At 67.7% G+C, this 22,115-nt stretch carries 23 protein-coding genes; 4 read left to right on the top strand and 19 right to left on the bottom strand.

The features are described 5' to 3' along the window. Window positions 1-6: 6 nt before the first annotated feature. The 3 genes from AC1REK_RS11430 to gltX all read right to left on the bottom strand — a co-directional run bounded on the left by AC1REK_RS11430 (window position 7) and on the right by gltX (window position 4,168). Window positions 7-1,005, bottom strand: coding sequence for a Bug family tripartite tricarboxylate transporter substrate binding protein (locus tag AC1REK_RS11430; RefSeq protein WP_316017181.1), 999 nt, complete (start codon window positions 1,003-1,005; stop codon window positions 7-9). Window positions 1,006-1,149: 144 nt separating this feature from the next. Then, complete coding sequence (gene gltA, locus AC1REK_RS11425) at window positions 1,150-2,439, bottom strand: citrate synthase (protein WP_316017180.1); 1,290 nt, start codon at window positions 2,437-2,439, stop codon at window positions 1,150-1,152. Window positions 2,440-2,749: 310 nt separating this feature from the next. Next, window positions 2,750-4,168 carry a glutamate--tRNA ligase gene (gene gltX / locus AC1REK_RS11420; protein ID WP_492267946.1) on the bottom strand — a complete coding sequence of 473 codons (1,419 nt, stop codon included), beginning with the start codon at window positions 4,166-4,168 and terminating at the stop codon, window positions 2,750-2,752. Window positions 4,169-4,457: 289 nt separating this feature from the next. Between gltX and AC1REK_RS11415 the strand changes: the two genes are divergently transcribed. Further along, window positions 4,458-6,602 (top strand): ComEC/Rec2 family competence protein, encoded by a 2,145-nt coding sequence (locus AC1REK_RS11415; RefSeq protein WP_492267947.1) that lies wholly within the window; start codon window positions 4,458-4,460, stop codon window positions 6,600-6,602. Here AC1REK_RS11415 and lexA read toward each other — a convergent pair. Beyond that, a complete protein-coding gene (lexA, locus tag AC1REK_RS11410) occupies window positions 6,596-7,327 on the bottom strand; it encodes a transcriptional repressor LexA (protein ID WP_492267948.1) in 732 nt (243 codons plus the stop codon). The two genes, AC1REK_RS11415 and lexA, sit on opposite strands and share 7 nt — an antisense overlap. Before the next feature lie 177 nt (window positions 7,328-7,504). Between lexA and AC1REK_RS11405 the strand changes: the two genes are divergently transcribed. Then, window positions 7,505-7,864, top strand: coding sequence for a hypothetical protein (locus AC1REK_RS11405; RefSeq protein WP_492267949.1), 360 nt, complete (start codon window positions 7,505-7,507; stop codon window positions 7,862-7,864). Window positions 7,865-7,870: 6 nt separating this feature from the next. Here AC1REK_RS11405 and AC1REK_RS11400 read toward each other — a convergent pair whose 3' ends face one another. The 9 genes from AC1REK_RS11400 to AC1REK_RS11360 all read right to left on the bottom strand — a co-directional run bounded on the left by AC1REK_RS11400 (window position 7,871) and on the right by AC1REK_RS11360 (window position 14,331). Next, window positions 7,871-9,082: a molybdopterin molybdotransferase MoeA gene (locus AC1REK_RS11400; RefSeq protein WP_492267950.1), complete on the bottom strand. Its 1,212-nt coding sequence runs from the start codon at window positions 9,080-9,082 to the stop codon at window positions 7,871-7,873. After that, window positions 9,079-9,567 (bottom strand): cyclic pyranopterin monophosphate synthase MoaC, encoded by a 489-nt coding sequence (moaC, locus tag AC1REK_RS11395; RefSeq protein WP_492267951.1) that lies wholly within the window; start codon window positions 9,565-9,567, stop codon window positions 9,079-9,081. Before moaC ends, AC1REK_RS11400 begins: the two co-directional genes overlap by 4 nt. After that, on the bottom strand, window positions 9,564-10,376 hold the full coding sequence (gene trpC, locus AC1REK_RS11390; protein WP_492267952.1) for an indole-3-glycerol phosphate synthase TrpC: 813 nt from the start codon (window positions 10,374-10,376) through the stop codon (window positions 9,564-9,566). The genes moaC and trpC overlap by 4 nt, the downstream gene beginning before the upstream one ends. A 7-nt stretch (window positions 10,377-10,383) precedes the next feature. Beyond that, the gene (gene trpD, locus AC1REK_RS11385; RefSeq protein WP_492267953.1) at window positions 10,384-11,397 is read right to left on the bottom strand and encodes an anthranilate phosphoribosyltransferase; all 1,014 of its coding nucleotides are present in this window, start codon (window positions 11,395-11,397) and stop codon (window positions 10,384-10,386) included. Window positions 11,398-11,411: 14 nt separating this feature from the next. After that, a complete protein-coding gene (locus tag AC1REK_RS11380) occupies window positions 11,412-12,029 on the bottom strand; it encodes an anthranilate synthase component II (protein WP_316017171.1) in 618 nt (205 codons plus the stop codon). Window positions 12,030-12,172: 143 nt separating this feature from the next. Continuing rightward, complete coding sequence (locus AC1REK_RS11375; protein WP_492267954.1) at window positions 12,173-12,703, bottom strand: DUF1579 domain-containing protein; 531 nt, start codon at window positions 12,701-12,703, stop codon at window positions 12,173-12,175. Window positions 12,704-12,808: 105 nt separating this feature from the next. Beyond that, on the bottom strand, window positions 12,809-13,228 hold the full coding sequence (locus tag AC1REK_RS11370) for a DoxX family protein (protein ID WP_492267955.1): 420 nt from the start codon (window positions 13,226-13,228) through the stop codon (window positions 12,809-12,811). 119 nt (window positions 13,229-13,347) lie between these two features. Continuing rightward, complete coding sequence (locus tag AC1REK_RS11365; protein WP_492267956.1) at window positions 13,348-13,773, bottom strand: VOC family protein; 426 nt, start codon at window positions 13,771-13,773, stop codon at window positions 13,348-13,350. A gap of 141 nt (window positions 13,774-13,914) precedes the next feature. Next, entirely contained in the window at window positions 13,915-14,331 is a 417-nt protein-coding gene (locus tag AC1REK_RS11360; RefSeq protein ID WP_492267957.1) for a VOC family protein, read from the bottom strand. Between the two features lie 106 nt (window positions 14,332-14,437). Between AC1REK_RS11360 and AC1REK_RS11355 the strand changes: the two genes are divergently transcribed. Continuing rightward, complete coding sequence (locus AC1REK_RS11355) at window positions 14,438-14,947, top strand: MarR family winged helix-turn-helix transcriptional regulator (RefSeq protein ID WP_492267958.1); 510 nt, start codon at window positions 14,438-14,440, stop codon at window positions 14,945-14,947. A gap of 111 nt (window positions 14,948-15,058) precedes the next feature. Here AC1REK_RS11355 and AC1REK_RS11350 read toward each other — a convergent pair whose 3' ends face one another. From AC1REK_RS11350 to AC1REK_RS11335, 4 genes are all read right to left on the bottom strand, one after another. Next, entirely contained in the window at window positions 15,059-16,321 is a 1,263-nt protein-coding gene (locus AC1REK_RS11350; protein WP_492267959.1) for an RNA polymerase sigma factor, read from the bottom strand. 2 nt (window positions 16,322-16,323) lie between these two features. Then, window positions 16,324-16,689 carry a YciI family protein gene (locus tag AC1REK_RS11345; RefSeq protein ID WP_492267960.1) on the bottom strand — a complete coding sequence of 122 codons (366 nt, stop codon included), beginning with the start codon at window positions 16,687-16,689 and terminating at the stop codon, window positions 16,324-16,326. Window positions 16,690-16,909: 220 nt separating this feature from the next. Further along, a complete protein-coding gene (locus tag AC1REK_RS11340; protein WP_492267961.1) occupies window positions 16,910-17,944 on the bottom strand; it encodes an aldo/keto reductase in 1,035 nt (344 codons plus the stop codon). 34 nt (window positions 17,945-17,978) lie between these two features. Next, window positions 17,979-19,169 carry an MFS transporter gene (locus AC1REK_RS11335; protein ID WP_492267962.1) on the bottom strand — a complete coding sequence of 397 codons (1,191 nt, stop codon included), beginning with the start codon at window positions 19,167-19,169 and terminating at the stop codon, window positions 17,979-17,981. Between the two features lie 102 nt (window positions 19,170-19,271). On the opposite strand from AC1REK_RS11335, the gene AC1REK_RS11330 reads away from it, so the two are divergent. Next, window positions 19,272-20,186 (top strand): LysR family transcriptional regulator, encoded by a 915-nt coding sequence (locus AC1REK_RS11330; protein WP_316017161.1) that lies wholly within the window; start codon window positions 19,272-19,274, stop codon window positions 20,184-20,186. A gap of 98 nt (window positions 20,187-20,284) precedes the next feature. Here AC1REK_RS11330 and AC1REK_RS11325 read toward each other — a convergent pair whose 3' ends face one another. Both AC1REK_RS11325 and AC1REK_RS11320 read right to left on the bottom strand, forming a co-directional pair. Continuing rightward, entirely contained in the window at window positions 20,285-21,079 is a 795-nt protein-coding gene (locus tag AC1REK_RS11325; protein WP_492267963.1) for an ABC transporter ATP-binding protein, read from the bottom strand. Further along, window positions 21,076-21,999: an ABC transporter permease gene (locus tag AC1REK_RS11320; protein WP_492267964.1), complete on the bottom strand. Its 924-nt coding sequence runs from the start codon at window positions 21,997-21,999 to the stop codon at window positions 21,076-21,078. The genes AC1REK_RS11325 and AC1REK_RS11320 overlap by 4 nt, the downstream gene beginning before the upstream one ends. Between the last annotated feature and the right edge of the window lie 116 nt (window positions 22,000-22,115).

The raw sequence follows: 22,115 nt of genomic DNA, 5'->3' as shown, positions 1-22,115 counted from the left end.
GCCGCGCTATTCGACGGCCGCGCCCGAGGCCTTGGCGATCGGCGCCCATTTCGCCAGCTCAGCCTTGACGTGCTCGCCCAGGGCTTCCGGGGTTGAGCCGACGATGACGGCGCTGACATCCTCCAGCCGTTGCTTCACGGTCGGATCGGTCAGCGAACTGTTCGCCGCGGCATTGATCTTGTCGACGACCGCCTTTGGCATGTTGGCGGGGCCGAAGAGTGCGTTCCAGGTGTAGGTCTCATAGCCAGCAAGGCCGCCTTCGGCGATCGTCGGCAGATCCGGGAAGGACGAAACCCGCTCCTTGGTGGTCACGCCGATGGCGCGCAACTGCCCAGTGCGGATGAACTGCGCCGAGGAGGGCAGGTTGTCGAACATGATCGGCACCGCGCCGGATACGACATCGTTCAGCGCGGGCCCGGCGCCGCGATACGGCACATGGTTCATGCTGACGCCGCCGAGCGACTTGAAGAGCTCTCCCGAGAGGTGCAGCGGCGTGCCGACGCCGGACGAGGCATAAGAGTACTTGCCCGGATTGTCCTTCAGGACCTTCAAGACCTCCTGGACCGTCTTCGCCGGGAAGCTCGGATGCACCACCATGACATTGGGCACTACTGCCAGCAGCGAGATCGGCGTGAAATCCTTGACCGCGTCGAAGGTCACCGTCTTCAGGATGGCCGGGTTGAGGGCATGGGTCGAGATCGTGCCCATCAGCAGCGTGTACCCGTCCGGCGTCGCGCGCGCGACGGCCGTCGAGCCGATATTGCCGCCGGCGCCGGCGCGATTGTCGATCACCACGGACTGGCCGAGCAGCTCGCCCATCTTCTGGCCGACGAGGCGCGCGACGATGTCAGTCGAGCCGCCGGCTGCGAAGGGAACGATCAGCGTGATCGGCCGGGTCGGAAAATTGGCTTGTGCATAGGCGGGGGCAGCGAGCCCGCCGGCGAGCGGAAGTGCCGAGGCGCCGACGAGGAAGCTGCGGCGGCTCAGATCTGTTGGACGAGGCATTATTCAAATCCTCCTGGACGTTGTAGCTGACTGTAGCGCGTCGAGGCGGCAGGTCACGATCAGGCTAAAGCTCAATGCCTGGAAACAATGAGGCCGCGGCGGTTTCCCGTCGCGGCCCCAAAAAGGCTTGGAATGGCGTGCGGCTCAGCGCCGGCCGATCGGCGCGTAGTCGCGCTTCGGCGCGCCGGTATAGAGCTGGCGCGGACGGCCGATGCGCTGGGACGGATCCTCGATCATCTCCTTCCACTGCGCGATCCAGCCGACCGAGCGCGCCAGCGCGAACAGCGCCGTGAACATCGAGGTCGGGAAGCCCATCGCCTTGAGCGTGATGCCCGAATAGAAATCGATGTTCGGATAGAGCTTCTTCTCGATGAAGTAGCTGTCGGAGAGGGCGATGCGCTCCAGCTCCATCGCGACGTCGAGCAGCGGGTCGTCCTTGATGCCGAGCTCGTTGAGCACCTCATGCGTGGTCTTCTGCATGATCTTGGCGCGCGGATCGTAGTTCTTGTAGACGCGATGCCCGAAGCCCATCAGGCGGAAGGGATCGTTCTTGTCCTTCGCCTTGGCGATGTATTTCGGGATGTTGTCGACCGAGCCGATCTCCTCGAGCATCTTGAGGGCGGCCTCGTTGGCGCCGCCATGGGCGGGCCCCCAAAGGCAGGCGATGCCGGCCGCGATGCAGGCGAAGGGATTGGCGCCCGAGGAGCCGGCGAGGCGGACCGTCGAGGTCGAGGCGTTCTGCTCGTGGTCGGCGTGCAGGATGAAGATGCGGTCGAGCGCCCGCGCCAGCACCGGGTTGACCTTGTACTCCTCGGCCGGGACCGCAAAGCACATGCGCAGGAAGTTCGAGCTGTAGTCCAGCGAGTTCAGCGGGTACACGAAGGGCTGGCCGATCGTGTACTTGTAGGCCATCGCCGCCAGCGTCGGCATCTTGGCGATCATCCGCATCGACGCGATCATGCGCTGCTGCGGGTCCGAGATGTCGGTCGAGTCATGGTAGAAGGCCGACATGGCGCCGACCGAGGCGACCAGTACCGCCATCGGGTGCGCGTCGCGGCGGAAGCCCTGGAAGAAGCGGGCCATCTGCTCGTGCACCATGGTGTGGCGCGTGACGCGATAATCGAAATCGGCCTTCTGGGCCGCGGTCGGCAGATCGCCGTAGAGCAGCAGGTAGCAGGTCTCGAGGAAGTCGCCGTGCTCGGCGAGCTGTTCGATCGGGTAGCCGCGATAGAGCAGCACGCCCTCGTCGCCGTCGATGTAGGTGATCTGCGACTCGCAGCTCGCCGTCGAGGTGAAGCCGGGATCGTAGGTGAACATCCCGGTCTGGGCGTAGAGCTTGCCGATGTCGATGACCGAAGGTCCGATCGATCCAGCCTTGACCGGCATGTCGACGGTCTTGCCGTCGACACTCAACTGACTCGTGGTTCCGCTCATGGATGCCGATCCTTTCAGGCTCGATCTCAAATCATCTCAGCGGCCGAATGTCGTTCCGACCGATCACTGGTCATCTGGCGCCGTCCGAAGCTCCGCAATGCCGGCTCCATGACGGAATGTGAGGGTGCCGCTGCGGCGAGGAAGCGTTCATCAGACTGATTTTGAAGCGTTTTTGGCAGCGGCCGCTCCGGGGAAGGAGCAGCCGCCACGCCGCGTTGCTAGACCATTTCCGGGAGGGGTTCAACAGAGAGCGACATGGCCTCCGCTGTTACCTCCCGCAGTGCGGCATCGCCGCTCCTGCGCTGCCGGCTCAGGCGACGTCGGAGAGCCGCGCCAGAACCTCCTCGCGCCCGAGCACGGCCATCACGTCGAACAGCCCCGGAGAGGTGGTGCGGCCGGTCAGGGCGGCGCGCAGCGGCTGCGCCACCTGGCCGAGCTTGACGCTGTTTGCCTCGGCGAATTCACGCACGGCGGCTTCGAGCGCCGGGGTTTCCCAATCCGGCAGCGCCGCGAGCTTCGCGGCCAGCTTCGGCATCCGCTCGCGCGCCGCATCGTCGAGCAGTGCAGCCGCCTTGGGCTCGAGGGCCAACGGACGCTGGGCATAGAGATAGAAGGCGCTGTCCAGCAGTTCGACTAAAGTCTTGGCGCGTTCCTTCAGTCCGGGCATGGCGGCTAGGAACCGGCTTTCGAGCGCCGGGGCGAGTTTCGCCGGCACACCGCGGGCCGGCCCGATCTCGGGCAGGATCGCCTTGAGCGCCTCCAGCAGCTCGCGGTCGTCCGACTGGCGCATATAGAGCCCGTTCAGGTTCTCCAGCTTGGCATAGTCGAAGCGCGCCGGAGAGCGCCCGATCGACGAGAGGTTGAACAGCGCCGTCATCTCCTCGGTCGAGAAGATCTCCTGGTCGCCATGGCTCCAGCCGAGGCGCAGCAGATAGTTGCGCAAGGCGGCCGGCAGATAGCCCATGGCCCGGTAGGCATCGACCCCAAGCGCGCCATGGCGCTTGGAGAGCTTGGCCCCGTCAGCGCCGTGAATCAGCGGGATGTGCGACATGCTGGGAACCTTCCAGCCCATCGCCTGATAGATCTGCGTCTGCCGCGCCGCATTGGTGAGGTGGTCGTCGCCGCGGATGACATGGGTGACACCCATGTCATGGTCATCGACGACCACGGCGAGCATATAGGTCGGGTTGCCGTCGGAGCGCAGCAGGACGAGGTCGTCGAGATTCTCGTTTTGCCAGACGACGCGGCCCTGGACCTCGTCCTCGACCACGGTCTCGCCGGTCTGCTCGGCCCGCAGGCGGATCACCGGCTTGACGCCGGCCGGCGCCGTCGCCGGGTCGCGGTCGCGCCAGCGCCCGTCATAGCGCATCGGCCGGCCTTCGGCCTTGGCCTTCTCGCGCATCTCGTCGAGTTCCTGCGGCGTCGCATAGCAATAATAGGCCTTGCCGGCGGCGAGCATCTGCTCGGCGACCTCGCGGTGACGAGCGGCGCGCTGGAACTGGTAGACGGTCTGACCGTCCCAATCGAGGCCGAGCCAGGACAGACCGTCGAGGATCGCGGCGATCGCAGCATCGGTGGAGCGCTCGCGATCGGTATCCTCGATACGCAACAGCATCCTGCCGCCGTGGCGGCGTGCATAGAGCCAGTTGAACAGGGCGGTGCGGGCGCCGCCGATATGGAGGAATCCGGTAGGCGACGGCGCAAAGCGCGTGACGACCTCATCGCTCATGAAAGAAGGACTCCGACGGAACGGGCGGATGAAGGGCGAGGGCCGGCTCACGGGCGGTCTCGGCCGGGGCTGACAACCGGCGCGGTCGCTGTAACATGGCTTTGCGGCCGCCGTTAAGCGCTTCCTGCGCTGGCGGCAAAAGGGAGGCCGATTGCTCTCCGTTCCGCCCCGGCGTCGCCGCAAGACCGTTGCGGCTGTCCTTGCCTTGCAGGGCGGGGCAGGATGGACGCGCCGTCTGACGCAGAGCCCAGCCTGGAATCCCGCCAGCTGGCGCATGCACCTCGGTGCCATGCTTGAAACCGAGGTCGAGCGCCGCCGCCTCTTCAACTGGCTTCCCGTGCCGCTCGGGCTCGGCGTCATCCTGTATTTCCTCGCCGATCGTGAGCCGGGCCTGATTGCGCCGCTGCTCGGCTTCGCCTTGTCGGCGCTCGCAGCGTCGCTGCTGCGCCATAAGCGCCTCGCCATGGCGATCTGCCTGGGGTTCGCCGCCGTCTTCGCCGGCTTCGCGGCCGGAGCCTGGCGCACGGCGAGTATCGCGGCGCCGGCGCTCGCCCGCCTCCATGTCGGCAAGGTCACCGGCTTCGTCGAGGCACTGGAGCAGCGCGAGAAGGGTGTCCGCCTCCTCGTCGTGGTCACCGACATGCCGGGCGTCGACCCGCAGCAGCGGCCGCGCCGGATACGTGTCAGCACAGCCGCGACGACCCTGAAGCCGGGCGATCACATCGTCGCGACCGCGCGGCTCCTGCCGCCGCCCGGGCCGGCGCGTCCCGGCGGCTACGACTTTGCCCGCGACGCCTTCTTCCGTGGCATCGGCGCCGTCGGCAGCATCGCCGGCAAGGTCGCGCTGGCACCGGCGCCGGTGCCGCAGTCGCGGCAACTTGCCTGGAGCGTCGCGATCGACCAGGCCCGCAATGCGCTGACCGAGCGCATCGCCACCATCGGCGGCGGGCAGGCGGGTGCGATGGCGGCCGCCCTGGTCACCGGCAAGCGTGGCCTGATCACTGAGCCGACCAATGACGACCTGCGCGCCGCCGGCATCTACCACATCGTCTCGATCTCCGGCCTGCACATGGTCCTGGCGGCCGGCACGATCTTCTGGCTCGCGAGGGCATTGCTGGCGCTGTCGCCAGGCATCGCGCTGTTCTGGCCAGTCAAGAAAATCGCCGCGCTCGCCGCGATGTTCGGCGCTACCGCCTATTGCGTCTTCTCCGGCGCAGAGGTTGCGACCGTGCGCTCGCTGATCATGACGCTGGTGATGCTCGGCGCCATCCTGGTCGACCGGCCGGCCCTCAGCATGCCCAATCTCGCACTCGCCGCGATCATCGTGCTGCTGCGCGAGCCGGAGGCGCTGCTCGGGCCGAGCTTCCAGATGTCCTTCGGCGCGGTCGCGGCGCTGATCGCCTTCGCCGAACGCTGGCAGGAGCGCCCGCCGGATGCGGCCGCCGCAAGCTGGCCCTGGCCGCTGCGGCCGCTCTGGCTCTCAGCCGTCGGCATCATCGTCACCACCTTGCTGGCGACGGCCGCGACTGCGCCCTTCGGCGTCTACCACTTCCAGACCTTCAACCCGTTCGGCCTGCTCGGCAACGCGCTCGCCCTGCCTTTCGTCTCGCTGATCGTCATGCCGGCCGCGGTCTTCGGCGTGCTGGCCTATCCATTCGGGCTCGACTGGCCGGCCTGGGCCCTGATGGGCTGGGCTTCCGGTCTCGTCCTGCAGCTCGCCCATTGGGTCGCCAGCATGGAACGCTCGACCGTGGTGCTGCCTGCCTTCGATGCCATGGCGCTCGCCCTGTTCGCGCTGGCGCTGCTCTGGCTGACCTTGTGGACGACGGCCCTGCGCTTCCTCGCGGCCCTGCCGCTCTGTGCCGGCCTGGCGCTCGCCTCGGACCCGACGCGGCCCGACATCCTGATCGAGCGCGACGGCTCCGGCATCCTGGTGCGCGGTGCCGAAGGACGACTCGTCCTGGCAGGCAAGCCGAGTCACTTCGTGTTGACGCAATGGCTCCATGCCGACGGCGATTCCCGCCCTCCGGATGATGCCACCTTGCGAGAGGGCGCCGCCTGCGACGCGCGCGGCTGCGTGATCCGTCTCAAGGATGGCCGCAGTGTCGCCTACACAAAGGACCGCGTCGCCATCGTCGAGGACTGCCAGCGCGCCGACCTCGTCGTCACGCCGCTCCACGTCAACGGCACCTGTACCGCCCGACTGATCGACCGGGCCGCGCTCGCCCGCGATGGCGCGACGGCGCTTGGGTCCGTGCGCGGCGGCAGCTGGCGCGCCTACACCGCCGAGGACGCAACGCGCCTGCGACCCTGGACCCGGGCCCGGCCCGCTCCCGCCGCGCCTTCTCCAGCGGAGCCAGCTCGTGCGCCTCCCGCCCCATCGTCCGCCGCTGCACCGATTGAGCAGGCGGAGGACAGCGGGATGCTTCAGTAGCGCCGCATCAGATTGACGAGCCGGCCCTGGATCTTGACCCGGTCCGGGCCGAGCACGCGGGTCTCATAGGCCGGGTTGGCCGCCTCGAGCGCGATCGAGGAGCCGCGCTTGCGGAGGCGCTTCAGCGTCGCTTCCTCGTCGTCGATCAGGGCGACGATGATGTCGCCGGTATTGGCCGTGTCCTGCTTGCGGATGACCACGGTGTCGCCGTCGAGAATACCGGCCTCGATCATCGAATCGCCGCGGACTTCGAGCGCATAGTGCTCGCCGCCGCCGAGCATGTCGGCGGGCATGGAGACGCTATGGCTGCGATCCTGGATCGCCGAGATCGGCGTGCCGGCGGCGATGCGGCCCATAACTGGGATGGAGACGGTGGAGCGCCCGCTGTCCTCGGCGCCCGCCGGGCGCGGCTTGGCTAGATTGGCTGCCGGGGCAGGCGGGGTCTGGCCGAGTCCGCCCTGGACGACCGAGGGGCTGAAGCGCCCGCGCTGCGCCTGCGGCCCGCCGATCCCGTCCGGCATCTTGATGACTTCGAGCGCGCGGGCGCGGTTCGGCAGCCGGCGAATGAAACCGCGTTCCTCCAGCGCCATGATCAGCCGGTGGATGCCGGATTTGGAGCGCAGGTCGAGCGCGTCCTTCATCTCGTCGAAGGAGGGCGGTACGCCGGATTCCCGCAGGCGTTCATGGATGAAGCGAAGCAGTTCGAACTGTTTGCGTGTCAGCATGATCTCGCCGCCCCGGCCTTTCGCATCGGAATCGAAACAAAGCACGAACAACATACCCGTTCGCCTTGTGTTCCGCAAGGGACGTCCGTCGGCCGTATTGCGCCGCGCGAAACTGGCCCTTCTGCGTGCAAGCGAAGCTTTGCCCAGCGTGGGGCGCCACGGCGAGAGGAGGGAGCGATGGCGGTCAGGTTGAGGATATTGAGCGCGCTGATGGCCGCGGCGGTGGCCGGTATGGCGAGCGCCGCCGAACTGCCGGTGCGCGGCGAATTCGGCGATCCCGCGCAGCAGGGCTGCAGATGGCTGAAGGAGGGCACCGAGGGCGCCTATGTCGGCTTCAACCGCGGCGGCCGCACCGGCGAGGCCGGCGAGGGCGGTTGCCATTTCAGCCGGATAGACCGCGTATCCGCCAACGAATACAGGATGAGCGGCACCTGCTTCAGCATCGACGGGCCGAAGCGTCGCGCCAGCCGGACCCTCAAGGTCGTCTCGAACGACGAGGTCGTCTATGGCGGCACGCGCTATCTGCGCTGCCGCTGATCGGCCTCAGCGCAACCGGATGATCCGGCACGGATCGCCCGCCTTGGCCGGTTCGGCGAAAACCGGCCGGATCACCAGCGCCTCGGCCCGGGCGAGGTTCGCCAGCATCGAGGAATCCTGCTTGGGAAAGGGCTTCACCCGGCGCTCGCCGGCTTCCGTCACGAAGGTCGAGCGCAGATAGTCCTGGCGTTCGTCATTCGCCGGCAGGTCGACGGCGAGGACCGCCGGCTCGCCGCGGTCGCGCTCTGGCTCGGCCATGCCGAGCAGGGCCTCAATCAGCGGCGTGACGAAGAGGTGTCCGCAGACGATCGAGGAGACCGGGTTGCCGGGGAGGCCAAGCGCGACCATCGGGCCGAGCCTGCCCATCATCATCGGCTTGCCCGGCCGCATCGCGATCTTCCAGAAGCCGAGATCCATGCCCTGGGCCTTGAGCGCGGCCTGGACGAGGTCATGCGCGCCGACCGAGGCGCCGCCGAGCGTGATCAGCACATCGGCATTCGCCGCCTTCGCCGCCTCGATGCGGGCGGCGAGGTCGGGGTGGTTGTCGCGGGCGATGCCGAGATCGAGCGCTGTGCCGCCCGCCTGCTCGACCAGTGCGGCCAGCGCATAGCTGTTCGAGGCGACGATCTGGTCGGGTCCGACCGGCTCGCCCGGCAGGACGAGCTCGTCGCCGGTGGCGAGGATCGCGACCACGGGCTTGCGGCGCACCGACAGCTCCGGATGCCCCATTGCGGCCGCAAGGCCGAGCGCGGCGCTGTCGAGGCGGCGGCCGGCCGCGAGCAGGATCTCGCCACTGCCGAAATCGAGCCCGGCGGCGCGCACGAACTGGCCCTTGGCCGCCGCCTTGGTGACGCGGATCACCGGGCCGTCGACGCCCTCGGCATGCTCCTGGATCAGGATGGCGTCGGTGCCCTCGGGCAGCGGCGCTCCGGTGAAGATGCGGACGGTCTCGCCGGGGGCGACCGCGCCGGAAAAACCGCGGCCGGCGGCGGATTCGCCGATGACCCGCAATTCCTTGCCGGGCTGGAGATCATCGGCACGGGCGGCATAGCCGTCCATCGCCGAATTGGCGAAGGGCGGCTGGGTGCGCAGCGCCGCGACATCGGCCGCCAGCACCCGGCTGGCGCAGCGCGCCAGCGGCAGGGTTTCGGCGCCGGTGGTCCCGGGAACGCTGTCGAGCAGCGCGCGCAGCGCGACCGCAACCGGTGTCAGGCTCATCTCTGCCCTTCCGCAACTTCGTAGACGCCGGACTTGCCGCCGGATTTGTGGACGAGCTGGATCGCTTCGATACGCATGCCGCGATCGACCGCCTTGACCATGTCGTAGACCGTCAGGCAGGCGACGCTGACGGCGGTCAGCGCTTCCATCTCGACGCCGGTCTTGCCGGTGAGGCGCACTTCGGCCCGCACACGCACGCCCGGCAGGGCCTCGTCGATGGAAAGGTCGACGGCGATCTTGGTCAGTAGCAGCGGGTGGCAGAGGGGGATCAGCTCGTGGGCTCTCTTTGCCGCCATGATCCCGGCGAGGCGGGCAGTGCCGAGCACGTCGCCCTTCTTGGCGTCGCCGGCGCGCACGATCGCGAGGGTTTCCGCCTGCATCACGACGCTGCCTTCGGCGACGGCGATCCGGGCGGTTTCCGCCTTGTCGCCGACATCGACCATGTGGGCCTGGCCCTGGCTGTCGAGATGCGAAAGCCGGCTCACGCCGCCGCCTCCGTCGCCTTTCCGGTCAGGAGCTGGCGGGTCGCGCCTGCAACATCCTGCTGACGCATCAGGCTTTCGCCGACGAGGAAGGTGTTGACGCCGCAGCCCTGAAGCCGGGTGATGTCGGCATGGCTGAAGATGCCGCTCTCCCCGACGAGATGCCGGTCGGCCGGGACCAGCGGTGCCAGGCGTTCGGTCACGGCGAGGCTGACCTCGAAGCTGCGCAGGTCGCGATTGTTGATGCCGACGAGACGGGTGTCGAGCTTCAGCGCCCGCTCGAGCTCGGCTTCGTCATGGACCTCCGCCAGCACGGCCATGCCGAGCGCCTTGGCGGTATCGGTCAGCTCGCGGGCGGCACCGTCGTCGACCGAGGCCATGATCACGAGGATGCAGTCGGCGCCCCAGCTGCGGGCCTCGAAGACCTGATAGGGCTCGAACATGAAATCCTTGCGCAGGCCCGGCAGACCGGAGGCCTCGCGCGCCTGCGCCAGATATTCCGGCTGGCCCTGGAAGGAGGGGGTGTCGGTCAGCACCGAAAGGCAGGCGGCGCCGCCTTCGGCATAGGCCTTCGCCAAGGCCGGCGGATCGAAATCCGGCCGGATCAGGCCCTTGGACGGGCTCGCCTTCTTGATCTCGGCGATCAGTGCCGGCTGCCCGGCCCGCCGCTTGGCTTCGAGCGCGCCGAGAAAGTCGCGCGGCGGCGGCATGGCGGCGGCGCGGCGCTCGATCTCGGCCTGCGGCACGGCGCTGCGAGCGGCGACGATCTCTTCGCGCTTATAGGCCTCTATCCGCTTCAGAATGTCGGACATGGCTGCCTCAGGCGTTCGAGCTGGCGACGAGCGCGGCGAGCACGCCCTTGGCCTTGCCGCTGTCGAGGGCCTGATAGGCCTGCGCCAGACCGTCGCTGAGCGTGCCGGCCTTGCCGGCGACGACGAGGGCTGCCGCGGCATTGAAGGCTGCGATGTCGCGGAAGGCGCTCTTCTTGCCGTCGAGCACGTCCTGCAGGGCCTTGGCGTTCTGCTCCGGCTCGCCGCCGCGCAGATCCTCGGACTTCGCCCGGGCGATGCCGACATCCTCGGGCGAAATCGAGAAGCTCTCGATCTTGCCGTCCTTGAGCGCGACGACGCGGGTCGGGCCGGTGGTGGTGATCTCGTCGAGCCCGTCCGAGCCGTGCACGGCCCAGATCGACTGCGAGCCGAGCGAGGCGAGCACCTTCACCATCGGCTCGAGCCAGGTCTCCGAGAAGGCGCCGACGAGCTGCTTCTTCACCCCGGCCGGATTGGAGAGAGGCCCGACGAGGTTGAAGATCGTACGGGTGCCGAGCTCGGTGCGCACCGGCGCGACATGGCGCATCGAGGCGTGATGGGCGGGGGCGAACATGAAGCCGACGCCGGCATCGCGGATGCTGCGTTCGATTCCGGCGGGCTCGAGCCCGACCTTGACGCCGAGCGCCGTCAGCACGTCCGCCGCGCCGGAGCGCGAGGACGCCGCGCGGTTGCCATGCTTGGCGACCGGCACGCCGCAGGCGGCGGTGATGATCGAAGCCAGGGTCGAGACGTTGTAGGAACCCGACGCATCGCCGCCGGTACCGACGATGTCGATCGCCTCGGCCGGGGCCGAAACGGTGAGCATGCGGGCGCGCATGGCGCTGACGGCACCGGCGATCTCTTCGGTGCTCTCGCCGCGAACGCGCAGCGCCATCAGGAAGGCGGCCGCCTGGGCGTTGGTGACGCCGCCCGAAAGCATGGTCTCGAAGGCGTCGCGGGCCTCCTCGCGCGAAAGCGAGGCGCCGGTCGCGACCTTGGCGATGAAGGGCTTGAAGTCTTCCATGGGAACTCGATCGATCAGGCTGTCGCGGAAAGGGCGGCGGAGTCGGACGCGGCCGACCATCGTTCGGCGAGATCGAGGAAATTACGCAGGATCGTCGCGCCGTGCTCCGAGGCGATGCTTTCCGGATGGAACTGCACGCCATGCACCGGCAGCTCGCGATGCGAGAGCGCCATGATCATGCCGTCGCCGGATTCCGCCTCGATCGAGAGCACCTCCGGGCAGGTTTCGCGCTTCACCACCAGCGAGTGGTAGCGCGTCGCCTCGAGCGGACCGTTGATGCCGTGGAACAGGCCGCGCGCGCGGTGCGTCACGGTCGAGACCTTGCCGTGCATCGGCAGCGGTGCGCGCACGACCTCGCCGCCGAAGACCTGGCCGATGGTCTGCAAGCCCAGGCAGACCCCGAACATTGGCACCTTGCCGGCGCCTTCGCGGACGAGGTCGAGGCAGATGCCGGCTTCGGTCGGTGTGCACGGGCCGGGCGAGAGCACGATGGCGCCGTGGCCGCCGGAGAGCGCCTCCGCGACCGTCAGCGAGTCGTTGCGGCGAACTTCGACCTCGGCTCCGAGCCCGCCGATCAGGTGGACCAGGTTCCAGGTAAAGCTGTCGTAATTGTCGATCAGCAGGATGCGCATCGCCGTCCGGGGCCGTCCCCACCCGTTGTCATTGCGATTGCACATGGCCCCGAACGCGCGTGCGGGTCAAGCACGAGGGCGCGGAGCCGGCCGGCCCGCGCCCTCGTCCAATGGTTGCCGCAGCCGCGTGCGGCGCCTTGGCGCTACCGCTTGCGGCGGTAATGCGCGGTCATGAAGCTGTGCCACTGCCCGTCCGGACCCTGCGCCTGCGATGACAGGGTATGGTGGTCGTCGCTCTTGATCTCGAGGATGTCCTGATACTTCGCGGTCTTGCCCGGCGTGGTGAAGTCGGGACCTTCCGTGTCGAGGGTGAGGATCTTGCCGGAAGCGTCGAGCTTGCCGGAGTAGACCCACTGATTGGACATCATCGAGCCTATGAAGCTGCCGACGAACACACCCTTCAGGGCATCGTAGCCGAGGGTCAGCCGGGTCTGCGCCGGTGAGCCGTCCGGCATCTTGCCCTCGCCGTCGCCGACGATCCAGAGGCCGCCGAACGAGGTCGTCCGATGGGTTCCGCTCGATTTCATCGGCGGCTGGTCAGGGCCCATCAGGCAGTCGGCCTCATAGGTCCATTCCCCGACGAGCTTGTGCAGCCATTCATGCTCCGCCTGAGCCTTGGCCGGCGTGCATCCGGAGAAGTCCTGGGCCTTGTCGGCTTCTGCGGTGGTGGACATGGCGGCTTTCCTCCTGTGTTGGCGCCTCCGAAGAGACTTGCTGAAGAAGGTAGGGCGGCTTCCCGTCAGTTTGCGACAGGATGGCGGCACGCATTTGGCGAAGATTCAGGATTCTGCGCGCAGCGGGATCATGCGCCGCAACTTTGTGTCGCGCAGGTAGAGCCCGCCCCAGGCGAGCAAGCCGAGATAGAGGCCGAAGAAGAGATGGCTGAAGAGCGGGCTCCCGACGCGCAGATGCGTCGCCATAGCGCCGCCGAGCAGCCCGGTCAGCAGGATCGCGCCGAGAATGCTGGTCCGCGGCAGCGCGTAGAGTAGGGCGATCGCCAGCGTCATCACGCCAAGCCCGCGTGCCAGCTCGGGCGAGGCGGAGTAGCCGAGCTGCTGCATCGTCTCGGTCACCACCGAGAGCGGGGCGAGCTTGATGCCTCCGTCGAAGATCAGGAAGGCGACGACTAGCCCGCTCATCACGCGGCCGAGCCAGAGCATTGCCGGAGCTGTAGCGGTGTCTTGGATGTCCAAATGCATGGTTCTCTCCGGAACGGGCATGGCTTGATCGGGCATGGCTTCGCTGGCCCGGTGCGAAGGGCGACCGGCTGAAGCGCGCGAAATGGGATTGCGACGCCGGCCTCGCGCCGGCGCGCCGATTACTTGACCGCGGAAACCAAGGCCCAGAGGAAGCCGAACGGGTCGCGGTACTGGCCGTAGCGGTCGCCCCAGAACATCACCTCGACCGGCGTGACGACTTCCATTCCGGCTTCGACGCCGCGCTTCCACCAGAAGTCGATATCGTCGACGCGCAGGGTCAGCGTGCAGCCCTGCGGCTGCTGCCAGGGGTAGCCGTATTCCGGGTAGGGGTCGCTGAGCATCAGCGAGCCGCCATTGACGTAGAGGTGGATGTGCATGGTGCGGCCCTTGTCGTCGACCGGCTGGCGGGCGACTTCCTCGGCACCGAAGGCCTTCTGATAGAATTCGGAGGCCTTCACCGCGCCATCGACGCTGATATACGGCACGACACCGCCGCGGGTTTCCGGCTGGGCTTCTGGCTTCTGGGCGGTTGCTGCTTGCGACATGGCGAAACTCCCTTTTCTGCTGCTGGACGTTGGTTTCGTCTCTGCCGGCCGGGTTTTCCGGAGGCCTGACGCTAGGACGTTGGCGACCTGTCTAAGCCGACAAAGGTCGTGGACTATTTTTCGAAAGGCCGGTTCCGGCGCTCATTCGGCTCCTTTGAGCTCGATCGCGTTGCCGCCGGGGTCCCGGATGTAGATCGCCTGGCCTTCGCCCTCGGCGCCGTAGCGCGGGCCGGCTGCGACGATGGCGATGCCGTGGCGCTCCAGGTGTGCGCGCAGGCCGGCTTCGTCGAAAGGCCTGATCCCCAGGCAGATATGGTCGACATTGCGGCCCTCGGCGCCAGGGGCGGCGCCGCCGGCGCGGCCGAGCGGGCCGGCGACGTCGACGAGATCGATCAGCGAGCGGCCGGCGCGCAATTGCACCAGCCCGAGCTCATCCTGCCGGCGTTCGACCGGGCAGCCGAGAACGTCCTGGTAGAAGCCGAGCATGCGGGCGGTGTCAGCGGTGCGGAACACCACATGGTCGAGCCCGGCGAGCGTGAACGGAACTTGTGCTTGCATCGCTGTCTCCATTTATCTTGATGTCGAGATAAATCGCCAATTGTCTTGACGTCAAGATATATCTGACGTCTCTGCTGACAGGATCGGACAGGAGCTGGAGATCGGGATGGACGGTGCGGTTGAAGAGCGGCAGGACCATGTCGATCGGCTGCGGGCGCAATGGGCCCGCGAACTGCCGGATCTCGACACCAGCCCGATGGCGGTGATCGGCCGCGCCAGGCGGATCACCCTGCGGCTGCGACCGGGCATCGAGGCGGTCTTCGCCCGTCACGACCTCGATGCCGGCGAGTTCGATGTGATCTCGACCCTGTTGCGCTCGGGCGAGCCCTGGCGGCTGACGCCGACCGCGCTCTACCAGACGCTCATGATCTCCTCGGGCGGGCTGACGGCGCGCCTCAATCGGCTGGAAGCGGCCGGGCTGATCCGGCGCCGCGAGGCGCAGGAGGACCGGCGCAGCCTCTTGGTCGAGTTGACCGAGACCGGCCGGGCCAAGGCCGAAGCCGCCTTTCGCGAGGACATGGCGCTGGAGCGCCGGCTGCTGGACGGCCTCGATGCCACGGAGCAGGCCGAGCTCGCCCGCTTGCTGACGAGGTTGGCGCTGAGCCTTGAAAGTTAATCCAATATGTTAGGATGCTGGCGCAAGCTTTTGTAACTGCGAACTACAGCAGACTGTTCAGGCGGCCGATGAGGCGCCTCACAACCAGCGCGTCGCGAACCGGTCGCGCACTCAGCTCGCGCTGGATACGCCGCTGTCCTGCATGAGCCGGTCGATATGCAGCCTGATATGGGCCGCCTCGCTGGCACTATTCGCAAGGGCGATCGCCCGGTCGAAGGCGATCCGTGCCTCACGGCCGCGGCCGAGCTGCTGCAGCAGCCCGCCTTTGAGGCCAAAGAAGTGGAAATAGCCGGAGAGCGATGCTTCCAGCGGTTCGACGAGCGCGAGCGCAGCTTCGGGACCGCGCAGCTTGGCGACTGCAACCGCACGGTTCAGCGTTACGACGGGCGAAGGCTGGATGTGCTCCAGCGTGGCGTAGAGCAGGTCGATCCGCGCCCAGTCGGTCTCCTCAGGCCGCGCCGCGCGGGCATGGACCGCCGCTATCGCGGCCTGGAGCTGGTAGGGACCCGGGGATTGGTGGCGCATGGCCTTGTCGATCAGGGCGAGGCCTTCCGCGATCAGGTGCCGGTCCCAAAGCGCCCGGTCCTGATCGTCGAGCAGCACGATTGCCCCGCTGGTGTCGAGACGGGCCGCCGAGCGCGCATGCTGGAGCAGCATCAGCGCTGCGAGCCCCATGATCTCGGGCTCGGTCGGGAACAACCTGAGCAGCAGGCGTGCCAGGCGGATCGCTTCCTCGCTGAACGGCCGGCGGCGGTCGGCTTCCGCGCCCGAGGCGGAATAGCCTTCGTTGAAGACGAGGTAGAGCATCGCTGCGACCGCCGCGAGCCGTTCGCCGCGCTCGACAGGGCCGGGCGCTTCGAACGGCACCTCGGCGGCGGCGATTCGCGCTTTGGCCCGGGTAATGCGCTGCTCCATCGCGCTTTCGCCGACGAGAAAGGCCCGGGCGATCTGCTTGACGCTCAGCCCCGAGACGATGCGCAGGGCGAGTGCGACCTGCTGCGTTGCAGGCAGCTCGGGATGGCAGCAGATGAACAGCAGCCGCAGGATGTCGTCGCGGTAGTGGGCCCCGTCGAGCCGCTCGGCGACATCGCTTTCGGCATCGCCGAGGTCGGAGATCTGGTCGTCCTGCGGCAACGGTTCCTGCTTCTTCTGTCGCCTGACCTGATCGAGCGCGACATTGCGGCCGACGAAGATCAGCCAGGCGGTTGGGTCGCGTGGCGGTCCGTTCTGCGGCCAGGTCTTGAGCGCCCTGAGGCAGGCCTCCTGATAGGCCTCCTCGGCGATGTCGAGATCGCGGAAATAGCGCAGCAATGCGCTGATCGCCTGGGGGCGTGCCGCAAGCAGCGCCGCATCGATCCAGGCGAGATCGGCCATTTTCAGACTCCGGCCGGATAGTAGACCGCAAGCGGGCGAACCTCGAAGGCGCCACCGGGATTGGCCTCGCCGAGCTCGCGCGCGATACCGAGCGCCTCGTCGAGATCGGCGACGTCGACGATGTAGAAGCCGAGGAACTGCTCCTTGGTTTCGGCGAAGGGGCCGTCGAGGATAAGCGGTGCGTCACGATCCTTGCGCAGGGTCGTCGCCGCCGTGGTCGGCAGCAGGCGCGCGACGGGGCCGAGCTTGCCTTCCTTGGCGATGCGCTGGCGGATCTTTTCGAGGCGGCCCATGACCTCCTCGTTCTGCTCCTTCGTCCAGGCCGTGACGACCTCTTCGGAATGATAGCAAAGGATGGCGTAGTGCATCGGCGGCTCCTCTCATGGCCAAGGACGTCTGACCGGGCCCGCAGCCGACAGGCGGGAGCGCAAAAAATCAAGCCGCGTCGATGTTCCCTAGACCAAGTCATCCCGGGCGACCGAAGGGAGACCCGGGATCCATGCCTGAACCTAGATCGGGAAGGCTCCGGCACGGATCCCGGATCTCCGCTTCGCTGCGTCCGGGATGACGATGTGAGCGAAGAAGGAGCTAAACCACCGGCGGGTTGAGCCGGGCAAAGCCCTCCTGGCGATGATACGGGAAGGCAGGGTACGGCGGGACCGTCGCGCTCGCCTTGTCGAGCCTTGCGATCTGAGCCGGTGTCAGCGCCCAACCGACGGCGCCGAGATTGTCGCGCAATTGCTGCTCGTTGCGGGCGCCGATGATCACCGAGGCAACGCTCGGGCGCTGTAGCAGCCAGTTGATCGCGATCTGTGGGACGGTCCTGCCGATCTCCTTGGCGAGTTCGTCGAGCACGTCGACGATGGCGTAGAGCTTCTCGTCGTCGACCGGCGGGCCGAAATCGGCGGTCTGGTGCAGGCGGCTGCCCTCGGGCAACGGCTGGCCACGCCTGATCTTGCCGGTGAGGCGGCCCCAGCCGAGCGGACTCCAGACCAGCGCGCCGACGCCCTGGTCGAGGCCGAGCGGCATCAGGTCGAACTCGTAGTCGCGGCCGACCAGAGAATAATAGACCTGATGGGCGACATAGCGCGGGAAGCCGTGCTTCTCGGCCAGCGCGAGCGACTTCATCAATTGCCAGCCGGCGAAATTGGAGACGCCGACCTGGCGGATCTTTCCGGCGCGAACCAGTGCATCGAGCGTCGAGAGCACCTCCTCGATAGGGGTGAAGGCGTCGAAGGCGTGGAGCTGGAGCAGGTCGATATGATCGCTGCCGAGCCGGCGCAGCGCGGCCTCGGTGCCGTCGATCAGGCGGCTGCGCGAGGAGCCGGCGTCGTTGGGGCCATCGCCCATCGGCAGGGTCAGCTTGGTCGAGATCAGGACCTTGTCGCGCCGGCCCTTGATCGCCGCGCCGAGGATCTCCTCGGAAGCGCCGTTCGAGTAGACATCGGCGGTGTCGAACAGGTTGAGCCCAGCCTCGAGGCAGATGTCGACGAGACGGGTCGCTTCCTTGGCGTCGCTGGTGCCCCAGTTGCTGAAGAGCGGGCCCTGGCCGCCGAAGGTGCCGGCGCCGAAGCTGAGGGCGGGAACCTTCAGGCCGGAGCGGCCGAGATATCTGTAGTCCATGGTCGAATTCCTTCTGCGAAGTCTTTGATAAAGCTCACTGCGGGCAGGAGGCCGGGGCAGTCTGCAGCGCCGTCTGCGGGCGCTTGTCGAGGCGCAGGCTGATCACGGCCAGCACAAGGCTCGCCAGCGGCACCAGGGCGGCGACCCAGGTCACGGCGGCCAGCCCCGGGCCGTGGTCGATGGTGACGCCGCCCAGCCAGGCGCCGAAGGCATTGCCGAGGTTGAAGGCGGCGATGTTGAGGCTGGAGGCGAGATTGCGCCCGGCCGGACCGGCCTTGTCGAGCACGCGCATCTGCAAGGGTGCGACGGTCGCGAAGGCGGCGGCGCCGATCAGGCCGACGAAGATCGTCACCGCGACCGGCGAACGTAGCGTCGCGGTCATCGCGAAGAGCACGATGGCGAGCGTCGCGGTGGTGGCGAGCAAAGCGAGCGGCAGGTTGCGGTCGGCGAACTTGCCGCCGAGCATGTTGCCGACGATCAGGCCAAGGCCGAAGAGCAAGAGGATCGGCGAGACGGCTTCCTGCGAGAAGCCGGTGATCTCGACCAGGATCGGCTGGATATAGGTGAAGACCGCAAAGACGCCGCCGAAGCCGAGTACGGTCATGGCGAGGCCGAGCAGGACCTGCGGGTCGGCGAGGGTTGCAAGCTCGTCGCGCAGCGGCGCGACCTCGACCTTGCCCTTGTCGGCCGGGACGAGACGAGCCAGCACCAGCATGGCGACGACGCCGATTGCGGCGATGGTCCAGAAGGTCGCGCGCCAGCCGAAATGCAGGCCGAGCCAGGCGCCGGCGGGCACACCGAGCAGGGTCGCGATCGTGAGGCCGGTGAACATCACGGCGATGGCCGAGGCCTTCTTGTCCTCGGGCACGAGGCTGGTCGCAACCACAGAGCCGACGCCGAAGAAGGTGCCGTGCGCCAGCGAGGTGACGATGCGCGCCGCCATCAGGAGCCCGTAGCTCGGGGCGAGCGCACAGGCGATGTTGCCGAGGGTGAAGATCGCCATCAGCAGGATCAGCACCTGCTTGCGCGGCAGCTTGCGGGTGGCGAGGGTCAGCACCGGCGCGCCGACGAAGACGCCGAGCGCATAGCCGGAGATCAGCAGGCCGGTCATCGCGACCGAGACCTGCAGGTCGGCGGCGACCTGCAACAACAGGCCCATGATGACGAATTCGGTGGTGCCGATGCCGAAGGCACCGGCGGTGAGGGCATAGACGGCAATGGGCATGGGAGGCTCCGCGCCAAGCGAGACTGGAGCCAGCCAGATGGTGCAATGCAGCGGTTTGAACTAGAATGCCGCCCGTAACATCACTTGTGAACTGAATTCACCATGGCAACCCTGCTCAGCAATCGCTCCGGCGAGATGGAAGTGTTCGCGGCCGTGGTCGAGCGCGGCGGCTTCTCCGCCGCTGCCAAGCTCTTCGGCATGACGCCATCGGCCGTCAGCAAACTGGTCACGAGGCTGGAGGGCAGGCTTGGCGCAAGGCTGATCAACCGCTCGACGCGCAAGCTGCAATTGACTGCGGAAGGCCAGGCCTTCCACCAGCGCTGCGTTGCCATTCTCTCGGACATCGCCGAAGCCGAGGCTGAGGCCGCGGCCGGACGCGCGCCGCGCGGCCGGGTGCGCGTCAACGCCAACGTCGCCTTCGGCAACCAAATTCTGCTGCCGCTGCTGCCGGCCTTCCTGGCTGAGCACCCCGAGCTCTCGGTCGATCTCGTCTTCACCGACCAGGTCGTCGACCTGATCGAGGAGCGGGCCGACATCGCGATCCGGGTCGCGCCAGGTCCCTTGCGCGGCAACCAGTTGATGGCGCGCAAGATCGGCGAAAGCGCCGTCGCCGTCGTCGCCTCGCCCGCCTATCTCGCCCGCCATGGCGAGCCGAAGACGCCGGCCGATCTGGCGAAGCACAACCTGATCGGCTTCAATTTCGCCCGCTCGGTCGAGGGCTGGCCCTTTCGCGTCGACGGTGCGCTGATCTCGATCGCCGCGGTCGGCAACACCCAGGTCGGCGATGGCGAGATCGCGCGCCAGCTCGCCGTCGCCGGTGTCGGGCTCGCCCGGCTTGGGCGCTTCCATACCCAGGCCGAGGTTGCCGCAGGACGGCTCGTCACAGTGCTGGAGGACTTCAACCCTGGCGACATCGAGGTGATCCACGCCGTCTATCTCGGGCAGGGTGGCTTCGTGCCGGCGCGGATGCGCGCCTTCATCGATTTCCTGGCGCGGAATGTGAAAATCCGGGCCTAGTCGTCATTGCGAGGAGCGTAGCGACGAAGCAATCCAAGAGAGGCAGAGCTCTACGGCCCCCTGGATTGCTTCGCTGCGCTCGCAATGACGGAAAAGCCTCAGCTCAGCAGCAGGCTGTCGTCGGAGAGCTCCTCGCCGCGTACCTGCTTGAACAGGCGCAACAGGTCGGGAACGTCCATCGCCTTGCGGCGCTCGGCGGCGATGTCGAAGACGACCTTGCCCTCGTGCAGCATCACGGTGCGGCTGCCATGGTCGAGCGCGTCGCGCATCGAATGGGTGACCATCAGCGCGGTCAACTTCTGCTCGTCGACGATGCGCCGGGTCAGGTCGAGCACGAAGGCGGCGGTGCGTGGGTCGAGTGCGGCAGTGTGCTCGTCGAGCAGCAAGGTCTTGGTTCCCGCCAGCGTCGACATCAGCAGGCTGACCGCCTGGCGCTGCCCGCCCGATAGGAGCCCCATCGAATCGCCGAGACGATCTTCCAATCCGAGCCCCAGCATCGCCAGCTTGTCGCGGAACAGGGTCCGGCGCGATGCATCGAGTGCGGCGCCGAGGCCGCGGGTGCGGCCGCGCGCCTGGGCCAGCGCCATGTTCTCCTCGATCGTCAGGCGCTCGCAGGTGCCGGCCATCGGGTCCTGGAAGACGCGGGCGATCAGGCCTGCGCGTTTCGGCGTCGGCCAGCGCGTCACATCGATGCCGTCGACCTCGACCGTGCCGCTCTCGGCCCGGGCGTCGCCGCTCAGAACATTGAGCAATGTCGACTTGCCGGCACCGTTCGAGCCGATGACGGTGACGAACTCGCCATCGGCGACCTTCAGGTCGAGCCCGCGTAGCGCCCGGTTCTCCAGCGGCGTGCCGCGCCCGAAGGTGACATGAACGTCCCGGACGCTGATCATGGCGCGCTCCGCTTGAACAGGCCGCGCAGCGGGTTGGCGACACCAGGCAGCATCAGGGCGATGCCGACCAGCACAGCGGTGACGAGGTTGAGGTCGGAGGCGCGCAGGCCGAGCCAGCCGGCGTTCAAAGCGAGCGCGATGGCGAGACGATAGGCGATGGCGCCGATCAGGCAGGAGAACACCGCGATCACGATCGAGCGCGTGCGGAAGATCGTCTCGCCGAGGATGACGGCGGCGAGGCCGGCGATGATGGTGCCGGTGCCGATGCTGACATCGGCGAAGCCAGCCGTCTGCGCGAACAGGGCGCCCGCCAGCGCGACGAGGCCGTTCGACAGGGCGACGCCGACATAGACGTGCATGTCGGTACGGATGCCTTGCGCCCGCGCCATGCGCGGATTGGCGCCGGTGGCGCGCATGGCGAGGCCGAATTCGGTCTTGAGGAAGCGCGCGAGCAAAGCGGCGATCACGGTGACGATGATCAGAAGGGCCAGCACGCGCAGGGTTGGACGGCCCGGTAGCCCGGTCGCGGCGATCAACGGGTTCAGCCAGGTGAAGAGGTCGATCACCGTCGGCCGGTTCATCAGCGGGATGTTCGGCACCCCCATCACCCGCAGATTGATCGAGAACAGCGCCGTCATCGTCAGGATGCCGGCGAGCAGGTGCAGGATCGAAAAGCGGATGTTGAGCCAGGCGGTGACCGTGCCGGCGAGGCAGCCGGCGACGATAGCCGCGAGGGTCGCCAGCACCGGATTGACGCCGCCGGCGATCATCGCTGCCGCGACCGCGGCGCCGAGCGGCAGGGTCCCGTCGACCGTCAGGTCGGGGAAGTCGAGCACGCGGAAGGTGACGTAGACGCCGAGCGCCACGAGAGCGAACACCAGTCCGATCTCTATGGCGCCCAGAGTGGCGATGAGACTCATCGGTCGCCCTGCTTGTTCTTGTCGGAAACGGCGAGATAGGCGGCCGTTGGAGGCGGGGGGGCGTTGTGCCACCGCCCCCCATCCACTTATGACCCACTTTGCTCACACCCACACAG

The sequence above is a fragment of the Allobosea sp. GW823-FHT02B03 genome, from assembly GCF_058797755.1.
This window is presented reverse-complemented; position numbering and strand designations above follow the sequence as displayed.

What these genes read in the sequence shown, in the direction of transcription:
- AC1REK_RS11335 (WP_492267962.1), bottom strand. Translation starts at nt 19,169, where the DNA reads ATGCCCATTGCCGTCTATGCCCTCACCGCCGGTGCCTTCGGCATCGGC.
- gltX (WP_492267946.1), bottom strand. Translation starts at nt 4,168, where the DNA reads ATGAGCGATGAGGTCGTCACGCGCTTTGCGCCGTCGCCTACCGGATTC.
- AC1REK_RS11360 (WP_492267957.1), bottom strand. Translation starts at nt 14,331, where the DNA reads ATGCAAGCACAAGTTCCGTTCACGCTCGCCGGGCTCGACCATGTGGTG.
- AC1REK_RS11405 (WP_492267949.1), top strand. Translation starts at nt 7,505, where the DNA reads ATGGCGGTCAGGTTGAGGATATTGAGCGCGCTGATGGCCGCGGCGGTG.
- AC1REK_RS11350 (WP_492267959.1), bottom strand. Translation starts at nt 16,321, where the DNA reads ATGGCCGATCTCGCCTGGATCGATGCGGCGCTGCTTGCGGCACGCCCC.
- AC1REK_RS11430 (WP_316017181.1), bottom strand. Translation starts at nt 1,005, where the DNA reads ATGCCTCGTCCAACAGATCTGAGCCGCCGCAGCTTCCTCGTCGGCGCC.
- AC1REK_RS11370 (WP_492267955.1), bottom strand. Translation starts at nt 13,228, where the DNA reads ATGCATTTGGACATCCAAGACACCGCTACAGCTCCGGCAATGCTCTGG.
- AC1REK_RS11330 (WP_316017161.1), top strand. Translation starts at nt 19,272, where the DNA reads ATGGCAACCCTGCTCAGCAATCGCTCCGGCGAGATGGAAGTGTTCGCG.
- AC1REK_RS11340 (WP_492267961.1), bottom strand. Translation starts at nt 17,944, where the DNA reads ATGGACTACAGATATCTCGGCCGCTCCGGCCTGAAGGTTCCCGCCCTC.
- AC1REK_RS11345 (WP_492267960.1), bottom strand. Translation starts at nt 16,689, where the DNA reads ATGCACTACGCCATCCTTTGCTATCATTCCGAAGAGGTCGTCACGGCC.
- AC1REK_RS11400 (WP_492267950.1), bottom strand. Translation starts at nt 9,082, where the DNA reads ATGAGCCTGACACCGGTTGCGGTCGCGCTGCGCGCGCTGCTCGACAGC.
- trpC (WP_492267952.1), bottom strand. Translation starts at nt 10,376, where the DNA reads ATGTCCGACATTCTGAAGCGGATAGAGGCCTATAAGCGCGAAGAGATC.
- AC1REK_RS11415 (WP_492267947.1), top strand. Translation starts at nt 4,458, where the DNA reads ATGCTTGAAACCGAGGTCGAGCGCCGCCGCCTCTTCAACTGGCTTCCC.
- AC1REK_RS11380 (WP_316017171.1), bottom strand. Translation starts at nt 12,029, where the DNA reads ATGCGCATCCTGCTGATCGACAATTACGACAGCTTTACCTGGAACCTG.
- AC1REK_RS11325 (WP_492267963.1), bottom strand. Translation starts at nt 21,079, where the DNA reads ATGATCAGCGTCCGGGACGTTCATGTCACCTTCGGGCGCGGCACGCCG.
- AC1REK_RS11355 (WP_492267958.1), top strand. Translation starts at nt 14,438, where the DNA reads ATGGACGGTGCGGTTGAAGAGCGGCAGGACCATGTCGATCGGCTGCGG.
- AC1REK_RS11365 (WP_492267956.1), bottom strand. Translation starts at nt 13,773, where the DNA reads ATGTCGCAAGCAGCAACCGCCCAGAAGCCAGAAGCCCAGCCGGAAACC.
- AC1REK_RS11320 (WP_492267964.1), bottom strand. Translation starts at nt 21,999, where the DNA reads ATGAGTCTCATCGCCACTCTGGGCGCCATAGAGATCGGACTGGTGTTC.
- trpD (WP_492267953.1), bottom strand. Translation starts at nt 11,397, where the DNA reads ATGGAAGACTTCAAGCCCTTCATCGCCAAGGTCGCGACCGGCGCCTCG.
- gltA (WP_316017180.1), bottom strand. Translation starts at nt 2,439, where the DNA reads ATGAGCGGAACCACGAGTCAGTTGAGTGTCGACGGCAAGACCGTCGAC.
- AC1REK_RS11375 (WP_492267954.1), bottom strand. Translation starts at nt 12,703, where the DNA reads ATGTCCACCACCGCAGAAGCCGACAAGGCCCAGGACTTCTCCGGATGC.
- lexA (WP_492267948.1), bottom strand. Translation starts at nt 7,327, where the DNA reads ATGCTGACACGCAAACAGTTCGAACTGCTTCGCTTCATCCATGAACGC.